Source organism: Tardiphaga sp., from assembly GCF_044336785.1.
Classification (GTDB): Bacteria; Pseudomonadota; Alphaproteobacteria; order Rhizobiales; family Xanthobacteraceae; genus Tardiphaga.
In genome coordinates this window covers 1-19,093 of record NZ_JBIIOT010000020.1, presented here as the reverse complement: position 1 = coordinate 19,093, position 19,093 = coordinate 1, and the positions used below count along the sequence as shown (strand labels likewise).

Here is a 19,093-nt window from a genome sequence, read left to right as displayed (position 1 = left end):
GTTTATTGCAACTTGTTCCACGATTTCAGTCAGATTGTCGCAGTATTTACCGGCGGTTTACATAATACCGCGAAACTACATGAGCGAGCTTGACGGCGAGAAACGTTGCGAGCCTCGCGTCCGCTCTGCTCACGCATTCTGCTGACCTCATTATTGCTCAACACACCGCGCCTCGCGGGCCAACGGTCGAAGACCGAGGGATTCTTTTGCCATGCTTGCTAGTCTGTCCATTCGCGCCAAGATTTCCATTGTTGTCACATTTCTTCTTCTCGCCATGACCGGACTGGGGCTGCTTGCCATCGCCAAGATGCGCTCCATCAATGCCAGCGCCGTCGATATCCAGACCAATTGGCTGCCAAGCGTGCGTGCTCTCGGCGAATTGCGCGCCGGTGCCAGCAACTATCGCAGCATCCTGCGCGGGCACATGCTGACGGAGGGCGCCGCGGGCAAGCTCGAAGTCGAGAAGCGCATGCAGGCTCAGGTCGAGCGCAACGACAAGACGCGGCAGACCTACGAGAAGCTGATTTCGTCGCCGGAGGAGCGCGCCACCTATAACGAATGGGCGCGTGAATGGGACGCCTATATGAAGACTGCGCAGCAAGTGCTGGCGCTGTCGCGGGCGCAGACAGCGGGCGGTTTCCCGCAAGAAGCGGTCAAGCTGAATGAGACCCAGGGTATTCCGCAGGGACAGAAGGCGGATGCGCTGATTGCCAAGAACGTCGAGTTGAACGATCGCGGCGCGGATACGGCTGGCGCCGAGGCCGGTGCTAATTACGACATGGCCTTCATACTGGTCGTCGCTATTCTCGTCGTCTCGACCGTCGTCGGCGTCGGCGTCAGCATTTATCTGGTGCGCGACGTCTCTGCCGGCATTGCCTCGATTGTGAAGCCGATGCAGGCGCTGGGCGCCGGCGATCTCTCTGCCCATGTGCCGCATCAGGGCATGAAGACCGAGATGGGTACCATGGGCGACGCGCTGCAGGTGTTCAAGCAGGCGCTGATCGACAAGCGAACAGCCGATGAAGCCGCGGCACGCGATGCCGATGCCAAGATCGAGCGCGGTCGTCGCGTCGATCAGATTACCCGCGATTTCGAGAACATGATCGGCGAGATCGTCGAGACGGTGTCCTCGGCCTCGACCGAACTCGAAGCATCCGCCGGCACGCTCACCGCCACTGCCGAGCGCGCGCAGGAACTGACGACCACAGTGGCCGCCGCATCGGAGGAAGCATCCACCAATGTGCAGTCGGTGGCCTCGGCGACCGAAGAAATGGCCTCATCGGTCAACGAGATCAGCCGTCAGGTGCAGGAATCCGCGAATATCGCCAGCCAGGCGGTGCAGCAGGCCCGCCACACCAATGAGCGTGTCAGCCAGCTTGCCAGCGCAGCCGCCCGCATCGGTGATGTTGTCGAACTGATCAACAACATCGCCGGCCAGACCAATCTTCTGGCGCTCAATGCGACCATCGAGGCAGCGCGTGCCGGTGAAGCCGGTCGCGGCTTCGCGGTGGTGGCGTCGGAAGTGAAGGCGCTGGCCGAGCAGACCGCCAAGGCCACCGGTGAAATCTCGACCCAGATCTCCGGCATCCAGGCAGCGACCCAGGAGTCGGTCGGCGCCATCAAGGAAATCGGCGACACCATTGGCCGCATGTCCGAGATCGCCTCGACCATCGCCTCGGCAGTGGAAGAGCAGGGCGCAGCCACGCAGGAGATCTCGCGCAACGTCCAGCAGGCGGCACAAGGCACCATGCAGGTCTCGTCGAACATCACCGACGTGCAGCGTGGCGCCAGCGAGACCGGTTCGGCATCATCGCAGGTGCTCTCGGCTGCGCAATCGCTGTCGTCGGACTCGACCCGCCTGAAGGTCGAAGTTAGCAACTTCCTGACCGCGGTGCGGGCGGCCTGATCCACGATTCTCCCAGCTCTTGAAGCCGGCGCGCAGTGCGCCGGCTTTTTTCGTTGGCGCGACCAACTGTCTCACGTTCGCAGTGCGAACTTTTCTGCGTTAGAGGTCTCTGGATACCGTTATGCGGCATTTATTGCACCGCTTCTTAACTTCGTAGCTCTAGGCAGAACGCATGGGTGAAAGGTCTCCGATTCGACGAGGCCGAGGCCCAGTCGGCCACGTCGCCGACGACGCATGATGCGTCTCATTTCAAAAAACAAAATCTCTTCAATCTGACCGCCAACGATCACCGATCGAAGGAATGATGACTCATGTTTTCCAATCTCTCCATTCGCAACAAGATCGCAATTGTCATTTCGCTGCTGCTGTTCGGCATGACCGGCATGGGCATCCTCGCTATTTACAAGATGGGCGACATCAATTCGAAGACCGTCGAGATTCAGCGCAGCTGGCTGCCGAGCGTGCGCGCGCTCGGTGAAATGCGTACGGGCTCAGTGAATTATCGCAGCGTTCTGCGTGGTCATATCTTGTCTGAAACGGCAGAAGCAAAGGCTTCTGCCGAACAGCGCTTGCAGGCGCAGGATGATATCACCACGAAGACCCGGCAGATCTATGAGAAGCTCATCACCTCCGGCGAAGAGCGCGCGATCTATAATCAGTGGGCGCAGGAGTGGGGCGCCTATATGACTGTGGCGAAAGAGGTGCTTGCGCAGTCGCGCGCCACGGCCGCCGGTGTCTTCCCGCGCGAGTCGAACAACCTGAATGACGGCAAGGCCATCCCGCAGGGACAGAAGGCCGATGCGCTGCTGACGCGCCTCGTCAATCTGAACAATGCCGGCGCCGACAAGGCGGGCACGGATGCCGCGGACGATTACAACACGGCTTTCGCGACCATCGCGGCCATCCTCGGCATTTCGGCCATTCTCGGCATCGGCATCGGCATCTATCTGGTGCGCGACGTCTCCGCCGGCATCGCTTCGATCGTGAAGCCGATGCAGGCGCTCGGTACCGGCGATCTCACTGCGATCGTTCCGCATCAGGGCATGAAGACCGAGATCGGCACCATGGGTGACGCGCTTCAGGTGTTCAAGCAGGCGCTGATCGATAAGCGTGCAGCGGATCAGGCTGCAGCTGCCGATGCCGAAGCGAAGATCGAGCGTGGTCGCCGTGTCGATGAGATCACGCGCAATTTCGAGACCATGATCGGCGAGATCGTCGAGACCGTGGCCTCGGCCTCGACCGAACTCGAAGCATCGGCTGGCACGCTGACCGCCACCGCCGAGCGCGCCCAGGAACTGACGACGACCGTTGCCGCCGCGTCGGAAGAAGCCTCGACGAATGTACAGTCGGTTGCCTCGGCCACCGAGGAGATGGCATCCTCGGTCAACGAGATCAGCCGTCAGGTGCAGGATTCCGCTGCGATCGCCGGCCAGGCCGTCAATCAGGCGCGCCACACCAATGATCGTGTCGGCCAACTTGCCAGCGCGGCCGCCCGTATCGGCGACGTCGTCGAGCTGATCAACAACATCGCCGGCCAGACCAATCTTCTCGCGCTCAACGCCACTATCGAAGCTGCACGTGCTGGTGATGCCGGCAAGGGCTTTGCGGTGGTCGCGTCCGAAGTGAAGGCGCTGGCTGAACAGACTGCGAAGGCGACCGGCGAAATCTCGACACAGATTGCCGGCATTCAGGCCGCCACGCAGGAATCGGTTAGCGCGATCAAGGAGATCGGCGACACCATCGGCCGCATGTCGGAGATCGCGTCCACCATCGCTTCGGCGGTGGAAGAGCAGGGCGCAGCCACGCAGGAAATCTCGCGCAACGTCCAGCAGGCGGCACAAGGCACCATGCAGGTCTCGTCGAATATCACCGACGTGCAGCGTGGCGCCAGCGAGACCGGCTCGGCGTCGACCCAGGTGCTTTCGGCAGCGCAGTCGCTGTCGTCGGACTCGACCCGCCTGAAGGTCGAAGTGAGCAGCTTCCTCACCGCAGTGCGCGCGGCCTGAGATCCGACGAGTGGAACACCGAAGCCGGCGCATCAGCGCCGGCTTCTATTTTTCAGAGACTCTTAGCAATTTGCTGACAGCGTAGGCTGTACAACTGCAATGTGCAGCCGTTTTTAGTGACGACCATTCTCATTTCTTTGTTGCCGCTGGTTTATGCGGACATCCGATTGTCGAGTATTCATGGCGGAAGATATCGCAGGCACCGGGCGGGTCACCTTTGGGCGCGGCTACAATGTCTGGATCATGGGCATCGACGGGACGTGGCGGCGCAACTGCGTGCTCACGGCGGTGTCGGCCAATGATGCGGAGCTGACACTGGAGACCTCGATCGAAGGCCTCAATCTGAAGGAATTCTTCCTGCTGCTGTCTTCGACAGGGCTGGCCTATCGCCGCTGCGAACTCGTCAAGGTCAATGGCGCCCAGATCGATATCCGCTTCATCAGCGCCAAGGCCAATACCAAGAAGAAGTCATCGTCGCGAAACGATAGCGAAATGGCGAGCGCGTGAAGCGTAGGATGGGTATCGCTTCGCTCAACCCGTCCCACGATCATGCGCTTATTCCGCGGCCTGCTTGGCCAGCTCATGCCCGGCCTGCGTTGCGGTCGCGGAGCTTTTGGCCCGGCCCCAGCCCGACATCAGGTTCGACAGCCGATCCAGATACACATACACGACGGGCGTGGTGAACAGCGTCAGCATCTGGCTGACGATGAGCCCGCCGACCATCGCATAGCCCAGTGGCTGGCGGATTTCCGAGCCGGTGCCGGTGCCCAGCATCAGTGGGACGCCGCCGAGCAATGCCGCCATCGTCGTCATCATGATCGGGCGGAACCGCAGCAGCGCCGCCTTGCGGATCGCGGCTTCGGGCTCGAGATGCTCGTCGCGCTCCGCGGCAATGGCAAAATCCACCAGCATGATGCCGTTCTTCTTCACGATGCCGATCAGCAGGATGATGCCGATCAGCGCGATCAGGCTGAAGTCGAAGCCGAACATCATCAGGATCGCCAGCGCGCCGACGCCCGCCGAGGGCAAAGTGGAAAGGATGGTCAGCGGATGGATATAGCTCTCATAGAGAATGCCGAGGATCAGATAGACCACCACCAGCGCCGCGAGGATCAACAGCGGCACCGTGGAAAGCGATTGCTGGAACGCTTGCGCCGTGCCCTGGAAACTGCCGCGCAAGGTCGCGGGTGCGCCGATCGCCTGCATCGCGTTCTGCACGGCATCCGTCGCCTGGCCGAGTGCTACGCCTTGCGCGAGGTTGAAGCTGATGGTGATCGCCGGGAACTGGCCCTGATGGCTGATCGACAGGGGCCGCACCGGCACTGTGGTCCACTTCGCAAAGGCGGAGAGGGGAACCTGATCGCCGGTGGTCGGTGACTTCAGATAGATCTTGTCCAGCGTATCGAGCTTGCCCTGCAGCTCCGGCAGGATTTCCAGGATAACGTGATAGCTGTTCAGCTGCGTGAAGAACTGCGCCACCTGCCGCTGGCCGAAGGCGTCATACAGCGTGTCGTCGATCAGCTGCGGCTGGATGCCGAAGCGCGATGCGGCATCACGATCGATAGCGAGCGTCAGCGTCGTGCCCTTGGTCTGCTGGTCGGTGGCGACGTCGCGCAATTCCGGAAGCGTCTGCATCTTGCTGAGGATCTTCGGCGCCCATTCGTTCAGCTCGGCAAGATTGGCGTCCTGCAGGGTGTATTCGAACTGCGTGCGGGTGGCGCGGCCACCCAGCCGCACATCCTGGGCCGCCTGCATGAACAGACGCGCGCCCTCGACCTTTTCCAGCTGCGGCCGCAGCCGCGCGATGATCTGCTGCGCGCTGGCCGTGCGCTCGTCGCGCGGCTTCAGCGTGATGAACATGCGGCCGGCATTGAGCGCGCCGCTATTGCCACCGATCGACATGGCGACGGTGGCGACGTCGGGATCGGCCTGTACGATCTTGCCGAGCGTCTCCTGATGTTTGCGCATATCGGCAAAGGAAATGTCCTGCGCCGCTTCCGACGTGCCCGTGATCAGGCCTGTGTCCTGTTGCGGGAAGAATCCCTTGGGGATGATGACGAACAGATAGACCGACAGCGCCACCGTGGCGAAGAACACCATCAGCGTGGTCAGGCGCCAGCGCAGCACGAGATCGAGGCCGCGCGCATAGGCGCGCAGCAGGGCATCGAACATGTTCTCGCTGATCTGGTAGAACCGGCCGTGCTTGGCGTGTTTCTCGTCGCGCAGGAAGCGTGAGGCCATCATCGGCGTCAGCGTCAGCGACACCACCAGCGAGACGAAGATCGCCATGGTCAGCGTCACCGCGAATTCGCGGAACAGGCGGCCGATGATGCCGCCCATCATGAGCAGCGGGATCAGCACCGCTACCAGCGAGATCGAGATCGAGACAATGGTGAAGCCTATTTCGCCGGCGCCCTTCATGGCGGCAGCCATCGGCGTCTCGCCTTCCTCGATGTAGCGTGTGATGTTTTCCAGCATCACGATGGCGTCGTCGACCACGAAGCCGACCGAGATGGTCAGCGCCATCAGCGACAGATTGTCGAGCGTATAGCCGAACACCCACATCAGCGCGCAAGCGCCGAGCAGCGCCAGCGGCACCGTAATGCTGGGAATGATGGTGGCCCAGACATTGCGCAGGAAGACGAAGATGACCATCACCACCAGCGCGATGGTGAGCAACAGTGTGAACTGCACGTCCTGCACGGCGGCGCGGATGGTCTGGGTGCGGTCGCTCAGCACCTTGATCTCGACGGTCGGCGGGATCGCCGCGACGAGCCGCGGCAGCTCGGCCTTGATCTTGTCCACGGTGTCGATGACATTGGCGCCGGGCTGCTTGAAAATAACGAGAAATACGCCGCGCTTGCCATTGGCCCATGCCGCCTGCTTGGCGTCCTCAGGTCCGGTCACTGCATGGCCGATATCGCGCACGCGCAGAGGGCCGCCGTTGCGATAGGCGATGATGACGTCGTTCCAGTCCTTCGATTCCGGAAGCTGGTCATTGGCGTAGATCGTATAGCTGCGCGTCGCGCCGTCGATATTGCCTTTCGGGCTGTCCACCGTCGTCACTGCGAGCTGGGTGCGGATATCTTCGAGCCCGAGGCCCTTGGCGACGAGTTTAGCGGGATCGATCTGCACCCGGATCGCCGGCTTCTGCTGGCCGCCGATGGTCACCTGCGCGACGCCAGTGATCTGGCTGATCTGCTGCGCCAGTTGCGCATCGACACTGTCGCTGACGGTGGTGATCGGCAGCGTGTCCGACGTGGCCGATAGCAGCATGATCGGCGAGTCCGCCGGGTTCACCTTGCGATAGGTTGGCGGCGAGGGGAGTGTTTTCGGCAATTGCCCGCTGGCGGCGTTGATCGCTGCCTGCACGTCATTGGCGGCGCCGTCGATGGCGCGGTTGAGATCGAACTGGATCGTCACCGCTGCCGTGCCGAGCGAGCTCGACGACGTCATCTGCGCGACGCCGGGGATCTGCGCAAACTGCCGCTCAAGCGGCTGCGCCACCGAGGTCGCCATGGTTTCCGGGCTCGCGCCAGGCAGCGTTGCGGACACCTGGATGGTCGGGAAATCCACCTGCGGCAGCGGTGCCACCGGGAGCAGGGGATAGGCGACGATGCCAACAAACAGGATGCCGGCCATCAATAGCGATGTTGCAATGGGATAGCGGATGAACGGTGATGAGATGCCCCCGTTCATGGCTCAGTTTCCCTGCGCTGACGCGACGGCGGATACCACCACCGAGCCCGGCTGTACTTTGTATTGCCCCGCGACGATCACGCGGTCCCCGGGCGTGAGCCCATCTTCGATCACTGTGCGTCCGTCGATGGAGCGACCGACCTTGATCTTGCGCACCTCGGCTTTGCTATCGGCGCCGACTGCAAAAGCGTAGAGCCCATCAACACCGTGCTGCACAGCATCATCGGGTACGACGATGGCGTTCTGCAATGTGGTCACGAGCAGCCGTGTCGAGATCGACAGGCCCGGCCACAGCACGTGATCCTTGTTGTCGAACACGGCCTTCAGCCGGATCGTGCCGCTGGTCGTATCGACGGTGTTATTGACGACCGAGAGCGTGCCCTTCGACAGCAGCCGCTTGCCGTCGCTCGTATAGGCATCAACTTCCAGGGGATTCTTGGCGAGCTGCGCATTGATATCGACGAGATGCTGTTCGGGTGCCGTGAAGATCACCGAGATCGGTTCGATCTGCGCGATGGTCACGATACCTGTTTGCGTCGAGGCATTGACGATGTTGCCCTGATCAACCTGACGGAAGCCGACCACGCCGGCAATCGGCGCTTTGACGGTGGTGTAGTCGAGCTGCGTCTGCGCATTGGAAATCGCGGCGTCATCGGCGGCGATCAGTGCAGTCACTTGCTGCACCGTTGAACGCTGCGTGTCGGTCTGCTGCCGCGTCGCGAAGTCACCGAGCTTGGTGTAGCGCTGCAGATCGAGATTGGCATTGGCAAGATTGGCTTCGTCCTGTTGCTTCTTCGCCTTCGCCTGATCGAGCGCGGCCTGGAAGGGGCGGGGATCGATCTGCGCGAGCAGGTCGCCTGCCTTGACGATCTGTCCTTCGGTAAAAGCGATGCGATCGATCTGGCCATCGACGCGCGTGCGCACAACGACGGTATTGAAGCCCTGCACGGTGCCGAGGCCGGTGAGATAGACGGGGAAGTCGGACTTCTCGACGGATGCGATTTTCACCGGAACGGGCGCTGGACCGCGTGGCTTGTCCGCCTGCGCCTGTTCCTTGTTGCCGCTGTATTGCCGCAAGGCCGCATATCCGCCGCCGGCCAAAACGGCCAGCAAAATCAAGCTGATCCAGCGAAAATGGGGGCGCGTGGTCATGGCGTGCTCTTTCGGCTTGCGGCAATCTTGCGGCACGGATCATTTTACCCGGCCCAGTTGCAGCTTTGCGGCCAGTTAAAAACCCGGTTCAATTCTGTAAACACACGAGCGCTTGAGAACGTCCATCATTGCAAAAACTTCATCTCTTCAAGTGTTTCTGCATGTTTCCGCGAGGCGCCGAACGCTCTTGATTGGCCGTGCCAGTATGAAATGGAGGCTTTCGCCGGTCTTGGACGAAGCAATCCATAGTTGATCAGAACCCCGCAGTTTTGCGCGCGGCAGCTCAAAAACGGTGCGGCATCCTTGTGGCGCTCCAGCGGCCGTCTTGCGGCAGCAAAAAATGACGCCCTCCAGTTTAGAATGATTTTGATCTGGAGCTATTCAAGCGGAATTGAGTCCATTGAGGTGGGCAAACCACCCGCAATACAGTTAAGGACATGGTGCGTTCGCAGTCGCGATATCGCCTTGAGCGCATCACGCACCGTTACTCGATTACGCAGTCGCACGATGAAACCCATCGCCGTCACATATTCAGCTTCATCGCCTTGTGACGGGAGAGCTGCGGGTGAAGGAGAGGGGTGTTGCGCTGGTCCAGTTTATTCTGGTTCTAAATTGCAGATCGCAAAACGCATGACAGCAGCCATGCGCGGCGCGACTTTTGCAAAGCGGTGCGGCATGATACGGCATGCGCGCGCGCAACGCTCACTGTTCGATTTCGATAGCGCGCCACACTTTCGTGTCGAGCGCTGCCGAAACGGCGAAGCTGAAACGGCCGCATTGGCCGGTTTGATCGAAATCCTGTCTGCTACTGGGCCGAGGTACAATCTTGTTTAGAAACGTTCTTATGTTGCTGGCTGCGCTGGCGACGGTCTGGTTCGCATCGCCACTCATCGCGCAGCAGGCGACACCGCCTGCGGCTCCAGCAGCTGCTGCACCCGCAGTGCCTGCAGTCACGCAAAATTCTCCGGCTGCACCGGCGTTCGTCAGTCCGGCAGTCGAAGCCGCCGCCAAGGCGCCTGTCGCCACCGGCGAGCATGACCTGTCGCCATGGGCGATGTTCATGGGCGCGGATATCATCGTCAAAGCCGTCATGGTCGGTCTCGCACTCGCATCGGTGCTGACCTGGACCGTGGGCATCTTCAAGTTCATGGAGCTGACCTATTCGACCAACCGCCTGAAGAGCGCGCTCCGCAAGATCGGCGAAGCACGTTCGCTCGCCGAAGCGCAGATCGCGCTCGGCGACAAGAAGACGGTGCTGTCGCGCCTGCTTGCCGCGGCGATGCGCGAGGGCAAGATGTCCGCCGGCATTTCCAGCGATGAGGGCATCAAGGAGCGCGCGGCATCGAGCTTTGGCGAAATCGTTCGCGCCGAAGGCCGCAAGGTTCGTACCGGCATGGGCGCGCTCGCGACCATCGGCGCGATCTCGCCTTTCGTCGGCCTGTTCGGCACGGTCTGGGGCATCATGAATAGCTTTATCGGCATCTCGAAGTCGCAGACGACGAATCTGGCCGTCGTCGCACCAGGCATCGCCGAAGCGCTGCTCGCAACGGCCATCGGCCTCGTTGCGGCTATTCCTGCGGTGATCATCTACAATCACTTCGCCCGCGTGACGAAGAACTACATGGAGATCGTCGGCCGTGCGCAGGGCGCGTCGGGCCGTCTGCTGTCGCGCGATCTCGATCGCACCCATTCCAGTGCCCACATGCGCGCAGCGGCTGAATAATCATGGGTATGTCGCTTTCCGAAGGTTCGGGCGATGACGATTTCGAGGAAAACCACGAAATCAACGTCACCCCCTTCATCGATGTCATTCTGGTGCTGCTGATCATCTTCATGGTGGCGGCACCGCTATCGACCGTCGATCTGCCGATCAACCTGCCGACCTCGACCGTGGCGCCGCAGAAGAAGCCGGACAAGCCGACTTATGTCAGCATCAAGCCGGATCTTGCGGTGGCCATCGGCGAGGACATGGTGAAGCGCGTCGATCTGATCAGCCGTCTGGATTCCATGGAGAACGGCAACAAGGATCGCCCGATCTTCTTGCGCGTCGATCGCGCCGTGCCTTACGGCGAGTTCTTCGACGTGATGGAGCGCCTGCGCGCGGGTGGCTACACCAAGACCAAGCTTGTGGCACTCGAAGGCGTGGCCGCAGCGGGCGCAGCACCTGTGCCGGGGGCTACGCCACCGGCCGCGCCGCAGCAGCCCTGACGTCGGAACGGATATGTCTGAGCTCGATCGAAACACGTCCTGGCGCATGTGGCTGATCGCGGCGGTTTGCGCCGTGACGCTGCATGTCGGCGGCATCGCTGCGGCCGTCTATGAGATGCAGCAGGAAGAGGACGCCGACGGCCTCGGTGCCAATGCCATCGAAGTCGGCATGGAGATGGTGTCGCCCGACGTCGAGCAGACCGACCTGCCGCAGGGCCCGGACTCCGAAGCCTCGGCCGCGTCGCCGGCCGTGCAGGAGCAGAAGGCGGTCGAGAAGGAAAGCGATCTTCCCAAGGAGACGCCGCACGAGAGTGAAGAGCCGGACATGGCCGTCACCGAGAACAAGGCGAACAAGCCCGAGGAAGAGACGCCGGAGAAAGCCCAGAAGCAGCAGCAGGCCTCGCAGGAATCCGTCGCCTCGGAAGCTGCCGCGCAGCAGAAGCTCGATGAGTCCAAGACCGGCGAGAAGGCGCAAGCCGTGAACACCGGCATGGGCACCGACAAGAAGCGCCTGTCCACCGTCTGGGCCAAGCAGCTCTCGGCCTATCTGGAAAAGAACAAGCGCTATCCCACCGAACGCCAGCAGAAGGCGGCCGAGGTGATGGTGAATTTCGAGATCGACCGCGTCGGCAAGGTGCTGGCCGTGCGCGTCGTGAAGGGCTCCGGCGACGCCGCCTTCGACGAGGCTGCCATCGCCATGGTCCGCCGCTCGGACCCGCTACCGCCGCCGCCGGCTCTCATTGCCGATGACGGGTTGAGCTTTACGGTGCCGGTGATCTTCCGGGTGAAGAAGGGGTAGCTTCGGGACGGCGTGTCCCGTTGCCGTTTATCCCATTGTCATCGCCCGGCCTGACCGGGCGATCCAGGATGTCGAGATCAGTGATCGTGCCGCAACGCTTGCGTTTACTGGATCCCCGCTTTCGCGGGGATGGCAGTCGTATGCAATTCAGTACGTCGCCCGACCGCCCGAAATATCGAACACGGCTCCTGTCGAGAACGCGCAATCCTCCGACGCAAGCCAGGCGGCCATGGCGGCGAGTTCCTGCACCAGCACGAAACGGCCTTTCGGAATCTTCGACAGCATGAAGTTGATGTGCTGCTCGGTCATCTGATCGAAGATCGCGGTCTTCGCGGCGGCCGGCGTGACGGCGTTCACATTGATCTCGGTATTGGCCAGCTCCTTGCCGAGCGATTTTGTCAGTGCGATCAGGGCGGCTTTTGACGCTGAGTAGTGCGAGGCGTTCGGGTTGCCTTCCTTGCCGGCGATGGAGGCGATGTTGACGATGCGACCGTAGCCGTTCTTTTGCATCACGGGCACCACGGCCTTGCAGCACAGGAACGGGCCATCGAGATTGATGCGCATCACACGGCGCCAGTCGTCATAGTCGATTTCCCATACTGGCTTGTTGAAGCCGGTGATGCCTGCGTTGTTGACGAGGATGTCGATCTTGCCGAATTCCTGCAACGTCGCATCGCGGCCGGCGTCAATCGAGGCGGCGTCGGTGACGTCCACTTTAAGGGCAATGACGTCGTCGCCGATCTCGCGCGCGGTCTTGACGGCGAGATCGATGTCCTGATCCCAGATCGCGACCTTGGCGCCGGAGGCGACGAAGCGTTCGGTGATGGCGCGGCCAAAGCCCTGGGCGCCGCCAGTGACCACGGCGATCCGGCCTGAGAGGTCGATCTTGTTCATGATGCGATGTCCTTGTTTGAAGGTGATGAAGCGACGGCCTCTCGCTCCCTCGCCCCGCGTCTTCGCGGGGAGAGGGCGGGGTGAGGGGCTCTTCGATCCGCAAGCTCAATGTTTGCAATGAGCCGCGTGCCTCGCCCCTCACCCGCCGCGAAGACGCGGCGACCTCTCCCCGCGCAAGATGCGGGGAGAGGTTAAGGTCAGAGCGTCCAGCCGCCGTCGATGATGTGGGCGACGCCCGTCGTGAAGGCGCTTTCGTCGCTGGCCAGATAGAGCGCAAGATTGGCGATCTCATCGGCCGTGCCGAGGCGGCCCATGGGCTGGCGGCTCACGAACATCTCGCGGCCGTTCGGGCCGGCGGCGGCGGCGCGGTCGAGCATCGAGGGCGTCTCGATGGTGCCGGGGCAGATGGCGTTACAGCGGATGCCCTTGGTGATGTAGTCCACCGCGACGGCGCGGGTGAGGGCGGCGACGGCCGCTTTGGTGGCGCCATAGACATAGCGGTTCGGCGCGGCCTTGAAGACGCCCGCGGCGGACGAGATGTTGACGATCGAGCCGTGGCCGCGCGCGAGCATGCCGGGCAGGAAAGACCGGATGGTCCGGTGCATCGACTTGACGTTGAGGTCGAAGGAGAAATCCCAGTCGGCATCGGAGCAGTTCAGCGCATCGCCGTGATGCACGAAGCCGGCGGCGTTGAGCAGGATGTCGATGTCACCGACCTTCTTCGCCATGGCTTCGACGGCGGCGGTGTCACGCACGTCAAGCTTTGCCGTTTCAGCGACGCCGTCCTTGGTGAGAAGGGCGACGCCTTTTTCGTCAAGGTCGGTGGCGATGACGGTCGCGCCTTCGCGGGCGAAGGCCAGCGCGCAGGCGCGGCCGATGCCGACGGCGCCGGCGGTCACGAAGGCGCGTTTGCCTTTGAGGCGGTTGGACATGGGGAGTCTCCCTGAAGATATTTATTGTTTTGGTGTCTACCGTCGTCATTGCGAGCGCAGCGAAGCAATCCAGTTCTTTCTTCGTGTGACTCTGGATTGCTTCGTCGCTGCGCTCCTCGCAATGACGGCTGTGAGATCAGTGATTATGCCGTGCCGTGCCTACCGTCCCGGCGATGTCCCGATAGCGCGTCGCCAATTCGAGGCACGCGCCTGTCGCCTGTTGGCCGACGGTGTTGCGGTAAAGCTCCTGCCACGGCGTCTGATGCTTCGGATAGGCAAACCCACCCTTTGCCATCAGCTCCGCACGACGGCGCTTCAGCTCCTCGTCGGAGATCAAAATATTCGCGCTACCCTTGTTGAGGTCGATGCGCACCACGTCGCCGGTCTGCAGGATGGCGAGACCGCCATTGGCTGCCGCTTCCGGCGAGGCATTCAGGATCGATGGCGAGCCGGACGTGCCCGACTGGCGGCCGTCGCCGATACAGGGGAGCGAAAGAATACCGCGTTTGATCAGGGCGGCCGGTGGCTGCATGTTCACCACTTCGGCGCCGCCGGGATAGCCGATCGGGCCGGTGCCGCGCACGAACAGGATACAGTGCTCGTCGATGTTCAGCGAGGCGTCGTCGATGCGGTCGTGATAATCCTCCGGCCCCTCGAACACGATGGCGCGGCCCTCGAAGGCGTTGAGGTCCTTCGGATTGATCAGATAGCGATCGCGAAACTCCTTGGAGATCACCGAGGTCTTCATGATCGCGGAATCAAACAGATTTCCGCGCAGCACGAGGAAGCCGGCATCCGCCACCAGCGGCTTGTCATAGGACCAGATCACGTCCTTGTCAGGCGCGGGTGCCGCGGCGCAGTTCTCGCCCATGGTCTTGCCGTTGACGGTCACCACATCCTCATGGATGCGCTTGTGCTGCATCAGCTCGCGCACCACCGACGGCACGCCGCCGGCGCGGTGATATTCCTCGCCGAGATAGAAGCCGGCCGGCTGCATGTTCACCAGCAGCGGCACGTCATGGCCGACAGTCTGCCAATCGTCGATGGAGAGTTCGACGCCGATATGGCGGGCCAATGCGTTGATGTGGATCGGCGCATTGGTGGAGCCGCCGATGGCCGAATTGACCACGATGCAGTTCTCGAACGCCTTTCGCGTGAGAATGTCAGATGGCTTGAGATCTTCCCACACCATGTCGACGATGCGCATGCCGGTTTCATAGGCGATCTGGCCGCGCTCGCGATAGGGCGCGGGAATCGCGGCGCAGCCGGGCAGCGACATGCCCAGCGCTTCGGCCAGCGAATTCATGGTGGATGCGGTACCCATGGTGTTGCAATGGCCGACCGACGGCGCCGACGACGCCACCAGCGTCATGAATTCCTCATAGTCGATCTCGCCGGCGGCGAGGCGCTCGCGCGACTTCCACACCACGGTGCCGGAGCCGGTGCGCTGGCCGTCGTGCCAGCCATTCAGCATCGGCCCGCCGGAGAGGACGATGGCGGGCAGGTTGACGGTGGCCGCCGCCATCAGGCAGGCCGGCGTGGTCTTGTCGCAGCCCGTGGTGAGCACGACGCCGTCGAGGGGATAGCCGAACAGGACTTCGACGAGGCCGAGATAAGCGAGGTTGCGATCGAGGGCCGCGGTCGGTCGCTTGCCGGTTTCCTGGATCGGATGCACCGGAAACTCCATCACCAGGCCGCCGGCGGCGGTGATGCCTTCACGCACGCGCTTTGCCAGCTCGATGTGATGGCGATTGCAGGGCGACAGGTCGTTGCCGGTCTGCGCGATGCCGATGATCGGCTTGCCGGATTGTAGTTCGTGGCGCGTCAGGCCGTAATTCAGATAGCGCTCAAGATAGAGAGCGGTCATTCCGGGATTGTGGGGATCGTTGAACCATTCGCTCGAACGAAGTTTACGCTTGGTGGACCCTGGCGTCGGCGAGGGGCTATTCGGCTTGGTCATCATTTCTCCCGCAGCGCACACTTTTGTGATGGTGCGTCGTCTCTTTTGATTGGTGGCGAATGTTTGCACGGCATTGAATGCTTCGCAACGTTTGCATCCGCGAGAATTTTCTACGACTATGATCCAACGACATCCCGCCAGAAAGATGGTAGGATGTCAGACAAGTAAGAACAGGCGGCCCCGCACAAGCGGAGGGCGTTGTCTCGAAAATCGGGACTTTTGGGAGGGAAATGTATGGCGTCCGTGCAGATTCACGACGTGCGTAAGTCTTTTGGCGGCTTTGAAGTTCTTCACGGCGTATCCGTCCCCATCGAGGACGGCGAATTCGTGGTGCTGGTCGGACCAAGCGGCTGCGGTAAATCCACATTGCTGCGCATGCTCGCAGGTCTGGAAAAGATCACCTCCGGGACGATTTCCATCGGCGATCGCGTCGTCAACGATGTGCAGCCGAAAGAGCGCGACATCGCCATGGTGTTCCAGAATTATGCGCTCTATCCGCATATGACGGTGGCCCAGAATATGGGCTTTTCGCTCAAGCTGCGCGGGGCCAAGCAGAGCGAGATCGACGAGAAGGTCAATCGCGCTGCCGATATTCTCGATCTGCGACGGCTGCTCGAGCGTTATCCCCGACAATTGTCGGGCGGTCAGCGCCAGCGCGTCGCCATGGGCCGCGCCATCGTGCGCGATCCTCAGGTGTTTTTGTTCGACGAGCCGCTGTCGAATCTCGATGCCAAGCTGCGCGTCGCCATGCGCGCCGAGATCAAGGAGCTGCATCAGCGGCTCAAGACCACCACCGTCTATGTAACCCATGACCAGATCGAGGCCATGACCATGGCCGACAAGATCGTGGTGATGCAGGACGGAATCGTCGAGCAGATGGGCGCGCCGCTCGAGCTGTATGATCATCCCGAGAACAAGTTCGTGGCCGGATTCATCGGATCACCGGCGATGAATTTCCTCGAAGGGACGCTGAAGGTGAATGGCGGGCAGCCATGGGTCGAGACGGCGAACGGCGCAAAGCTCCCGATCACGGCGGCACCTGCGGCCGGCAATGACAAGTCCGTGACTTATGGCATCCGGCCGGAGCATCTCGAATTCGCTGATGATGGCATCGAGGCCGAGGTGATCGTCGTGGAGCCGATGGGCTCGGAGACGCAGGTTGTCGCGCGTATCGGCACCCAGGACATCATCGCGATCTTCCGCGATCGTCGTCCTGTCGCGCCGGGTGACAAGATCCATCTGAAGCCGCGCGCGAATTCGGCGCATCTGTTCGACAAGGAGACCGGCAAGCGGGTGAACTGAAGTCGGTGTCTTCCCCGCGAAAGCGGGGACCCATAGCCGCCGTCGTTGTTGCGACGCGCAGCTGTGAGAGGCCGAGCGCAAGCTGAGATGTCTGAGGTTATGGGTCCCCGCCTTCGCGGGGACGACAAGTGAAAACATTGGTCGATCAACGAACCAATATAACAGGGAGAGAATGCAAGATGACTGGATTTACCCCGGATCGCCGATCTCTGCTCAAAGGCGGCGCGCTGACGCTCGCGGCGGCAGCGACCATGTCGGCCGATCAGCTGCTCGGCTATGCCAAGGCGTGGGCGCAGGCCTCGCAGTGGAAGCCGGAAGCCGGCGCCAAGATCAATCTGCTGCGCTGGAAGCGCTTCGTCGAGGCCGAAGACGCGGCCTTCATGAAGATCGTCGATGCCTTTTCCAAGGCCACCGGCGTCACCATCACCGTGTCGAACGAATCCTATGACGACATTCAGCCGAAGGCATCCGTCGCAGCGAATACCGGGCAGGGCCTCGACATGGTGTGGGGCCTGTATTCGCTGCCCTTCCTGTTCCCGACCAAGTGCCTCGACGTCACCGATGTCGCCACCTATCTCGGCAACAAGAATGGCGGCTGGGCGGAGTCCGGCAAGCAATACGGCATGTATAACGGCAAGTGGATTGGTCTGCCGGTCGCGGCCACCGGCGGTCTGGTCAATTACCGCGTCGCCGCCGCGGAAAAGGCCGGCCACAAGACCTTCCCGGAAGATCTCGCAGGCTTCCAGGATCTGGTGAAGGGGCTCAACAAGAACGGCACCCCGGCCGGCATGGCCCTCGGCCACGCCTCGGGCGATGCCAATGGCTGGGTGCACTGGGCGCTCTGGGCCCATGGCGGCAAGCTGATCGACAAGAGCAACAAGGTCACGATCAATTCGCCGGAAACCGCGAAGTCGCTGGAATATGTGAAGTCGCTCTATGACAACTTCATTCCCGGCACGGCGTCGTGGAACGACTCGTCGAACAACAAGGCGTTCCTTGCCGGCCAGCTGCATCTGACCACCAACGGCATCTCGGTCTATGTGACGGCGAAGAAGGAAGCCCCGGCGATCGCCGAGGACATGAACCACGCCCATCTGCCGAAGGGCATGGACGGCAAGCGTCGCGAGCTGCATCTCGGCTTCCCCGTGCTGATATTCACCTTCACCAAGTTCCCGAACGCCTGTAAGGCGTTTGCGGCCTTCATGATGGAGCCGGAGCAGTTCAATCCGTGGGTCGAGTCGGCTCAGGGCTATCTGTCGCCGTTCCTGCTCGCTTTCGAGAAGAACCCGATCTGGACCGCCGATCCGAAGAACACGCCGTATCGCGACGTGGCCTCGACGGCATCGACGCCTGCGGGCGAGGCGCAGATGAGCGAGAACGCGGCGGCGGCAATCGCCGACTTCGTGGTCGTCGACATGTACGCCAATTACTGTACGGGCCGTGAAGACGTGAAGACCGCGATGGCGTCCGCCGAGCGGGCGGCGAAGCGTATCTTCCGCGCATAGGGACGGCAGTTCTTTAGCGGAAGACTTGCCGGCGCGGAGCGACCCGCGCCGGCCACTTTCCAGAGCGGCACCAAGTCGCCTGACTGATGGGAATGGGAATGCCAGAGATCGACACCAAAACAATTCTGCCCGAAGGCTGGAGCCGGCCGCGCGGTTTCGCGCATGCGGTGGTGTCCGGTGGCACGCGCAGCGTCCGCATCTCCGGGCAGCTCGGCAAGAAGGATGGGCAGGGCGACGTCTCCGCTTCTTCGGATTTCGGCGCGCAATGGCGCTACGCCATGGAGAATCTTGTCACCGTGCTGAAGGCGGCGGGCGGCGAGCCGAAGCAGATCGTGATGCTGCGCGCCTATGTCACCGACATCACGGAATTCAAGAGCGCCGGCGCCGCCATTGGCGAAGCGTGGGGCGCGACGCTTGGCAAACATTTCCCGGCGATGACGCTGGTGCAGGTCTCGGCCTTGATCGATCCGCAGGCGCGGGTGGAGATCGAGGGCGAGGCGATCCTGCCGTAACCGGACTGGAGTTCTCTTCGAATGACGACGATCCAGACATCGATGCCGGTGGGGAAGGTGATCCCCAAAACCTCGGCCTGGGACCGCTTGCGGGTGAACCGCAACTGGCTGGCGCTGTGGTTCATGCTGCCGGCCGCTGCCTTCCTGCTGCTGTTTCTCGCCTATCCGCTGTTTCTCGGCGTCTGGATGAGTTTCACCGACGACCGCATCGGCCGCGG

Annotated in this window: 14 protein-coding genes and 1 pseudogene; 10 read left to right on the top strand and 5 right to left on the bottom strand. The window is 62.0% G+C overall.

Annotated elements, in window-relative coordinates:
- The first annotated feature begins 211 nt into the window (after positions 1 to 211).
- From ACIQ2A_RS08595 to ACIQ2A_RS08585, 3 genes are all read left to right on the top strand, one after another.
- Entirely contained in the window at positions 212 to 1,906 is a 1,695-nt protein-coding gene (locus ACIQ2A_RS08595) for a methyl-accepting chemotaxis protein (RefSeq protein WP_398477888.1), read from the top strand.
- A gap of 311 nt (positions 1,907 to 2,217) precedes the next feature.
- Entirely contained in the window at positions 2,218 to 3,912 is a 1,695-nt protein-coding gene (locus tag ACIQ2A_RS08590; protein WP_398477886.1) for a methyl-accepting chemotaxis protein, read from the top strand.
- 180 nt (positions 3,913 to 4,092) lie between these two features.
- Positions 4,093 to 4,419, top strand: coding sequence for a PilZ domain-containing protein (locus tag ACIQ2A_RS08585; protein ID WP_398477884.1), 327 nt, complete (start codon positions 4,093 to 4,095; stop codon positions 4,417 to 4,419).
- Between the two features lie 48 nt (positions 4,420 to 4,467).
- Here the strand turns inward: ACIQ2A_RS08585 and ACIQ2A_RS08580 are convergent, their stop codons facing one another.
- Positions 4,468 to 7,611 (bottom strand): multidrug efflux RND transporter permease subunit, encoded by a 3,144-nt coding sequence (locus tag ACIQ2A_RS08580; RefSeq protein WP_398477882.1) that lies wholly within the window; start codon positions 7,609 to 7,611, stop codon positions 4,468 to 4,470.
- Between the two features lie 3 nt (positions 7,612 to 7,614).
- Complete coding sequence (locus ACIQ2A_RS08575; protein ID WP_398477880.1) at positions 7,615 to 8,763, bottom strand: efflux RND transporter periplasmic adaptor subunit; 1,149 nt, start codon at positions 8,761 to 8,763, stop codon at positions 7,615 to 7,617.
- Positions 8,764 to 9,607: 844 nt separating this feature from the next.
- On the opposite strand from ACIQ2A_RS08575, the gene exbB reads away from it, so the two are divergent.
- Genes exbB through ACIQ2A_RS08560 form a run of 3 tightly spaced genes read left to right on the top strand, consistent with a single transcriptional unit; the run spans position 9,608 to position 11,770 of the window.
- On the top strand, positions 9,608 to 10,486 hold the full coding sequence (gene exbB / locus ACIQ2A_RS08570) for a tonB-system energizer ExbB (protein ID WP_398477878.1): 879 nt from the start codon (positions 9,608 to 9,610) through the stop codon (positions 10,484 to 10,486).
- 2 nt (positions 10,487 to 10,488) lie between these two features.
- Positions 10,489 to 10,971, top strand: coding sequence for a TonB system transport protein ExbD (gene exbD, locus ACIQ2A_RS08565; RefSeq protein ID WP_398477876.1), 483 nt, complete (start codon positions 10,489 to 10,491; stop codon positions 10,969 to 10,971).
- Between the two features lie 13 nt (positions 10,972 to 10,984).
- The gene (locus ACIQ2A_RS08560) at positions 10,985 to 11,770 is read left to right on the top strand and encodes an energy transducer TonB (protein ID WP_398477874.1); all 786 of its coding nucleotides are present in this window, start codon (positions 10,985 to 10,987) and stop codon (positions 11,768 to 11,770) included.
- A 147-nt stretch (positions 11,771 to 11,917) separates the two neighbouring features.
- Here ACIQ2A_RS08560 and ACIQ2A_RS08555 read toward each other — a convergent pair whose 3' ends face one another.
- The 3 genes from ACIQ2A_RS08555 to ACIQ2A_RS08545 form a co-directional block, all read right to left on the bottom strand.
- Entirely contained in the window at positions 11,918 to 12,664 is a 747-nt protein-coding gene (locus ACIQ2A_RS08555) for an SDR family NAD(P)-dependent oxidoreductase (RefSeq protein ID WP_398477872.1), read from the bottom strand.
- 197 nt (positions 12,665 to 12,861) lie between these two features.
- The gene (locus tag ACIQ2A_RS08550) at positions 12,862 to 13,596 is read right to left on the bottom strand and encodes an SDR family oxidoreductase (RefSeq protein WP_398477870.1); all 735 of its coding nucleotides are present in this window, start codon (positions 13,594 to 13,596) and stop codon (positions 12,862 to 12,864) included.
- 136 nt (positions 13,597 to 13,732) lie between these two features.
- A complete protein-coding gene (locus tag ACIQ2A_RS08545) occupies positions 13,733 to 15,559 on the bottom strand; it encodes an IlvD/Edd family dehydratase (protein ID WP_398477868.1) in 1,827 nt (608 codons plus the stop codon).
- Positions 15,560 to 15,790: 231 nt separating this feature from the next.
- Here ACIQ2A_RS08545 and ACIQ2A_RS08540 point away from each other — a divergent pair, with 231 nt between their 5' ends.
- From ACIQ2A_RS08540 to ACIQ2A_RS08525, 4 genes and pseudogenes are all read left to right on the top strand, one after another.
- Positions 15,791 to 16,858 carry an ABC transporter ATP-binding protein gene (locus ACIQ2A_RS08540; protein ID WP_398477866.1) on the top strand — a complete coding sequence of 356 codons (1,068 nt, stop codon included), beginning with the start codon at positions 15,791 to 15,793 and terminating at the stop codon, positions 16,856 to 16,858.
- A 179-nt stretch (positions 16,859 to 17,037) separates the two neighbouring features.
- Positions 17,038 to 18,363 carry an ABC transporter substrate-binding protein gene (locus ACIQ2A_RS08535; RefSeq protein ID WP_398477864.1) on the top strand — a complete coding sequence of 442 codons (1,326 nt, stop codon included), beginning with the start codon at positions 17,038 to 17,040 and terminating at the stop codon, positions 18,361 to 18,363.
- A 98-nt stretch (positions 18,364 to 18,461) separates the two neighbouring features.
- Positions 18,462 to 18,875, top strand: a complete 414-nt coding sequence (locus ACIQ2A_RS08530; protein WP_398477862.1) for a RidA family protein — start codon at positions 18,462 to 18,464, stop codon at positions 18,873 to 18,875.
- A gap of 21 nt (positions 18,876 to 18,896) precedes the next feature.
- Positions 18,897 to 19,093 (top strand): annotated as a pseudogene (locus tag ACIQ2A_RS08525) (sugar ABC transporter permease); the annotation flags it as partial.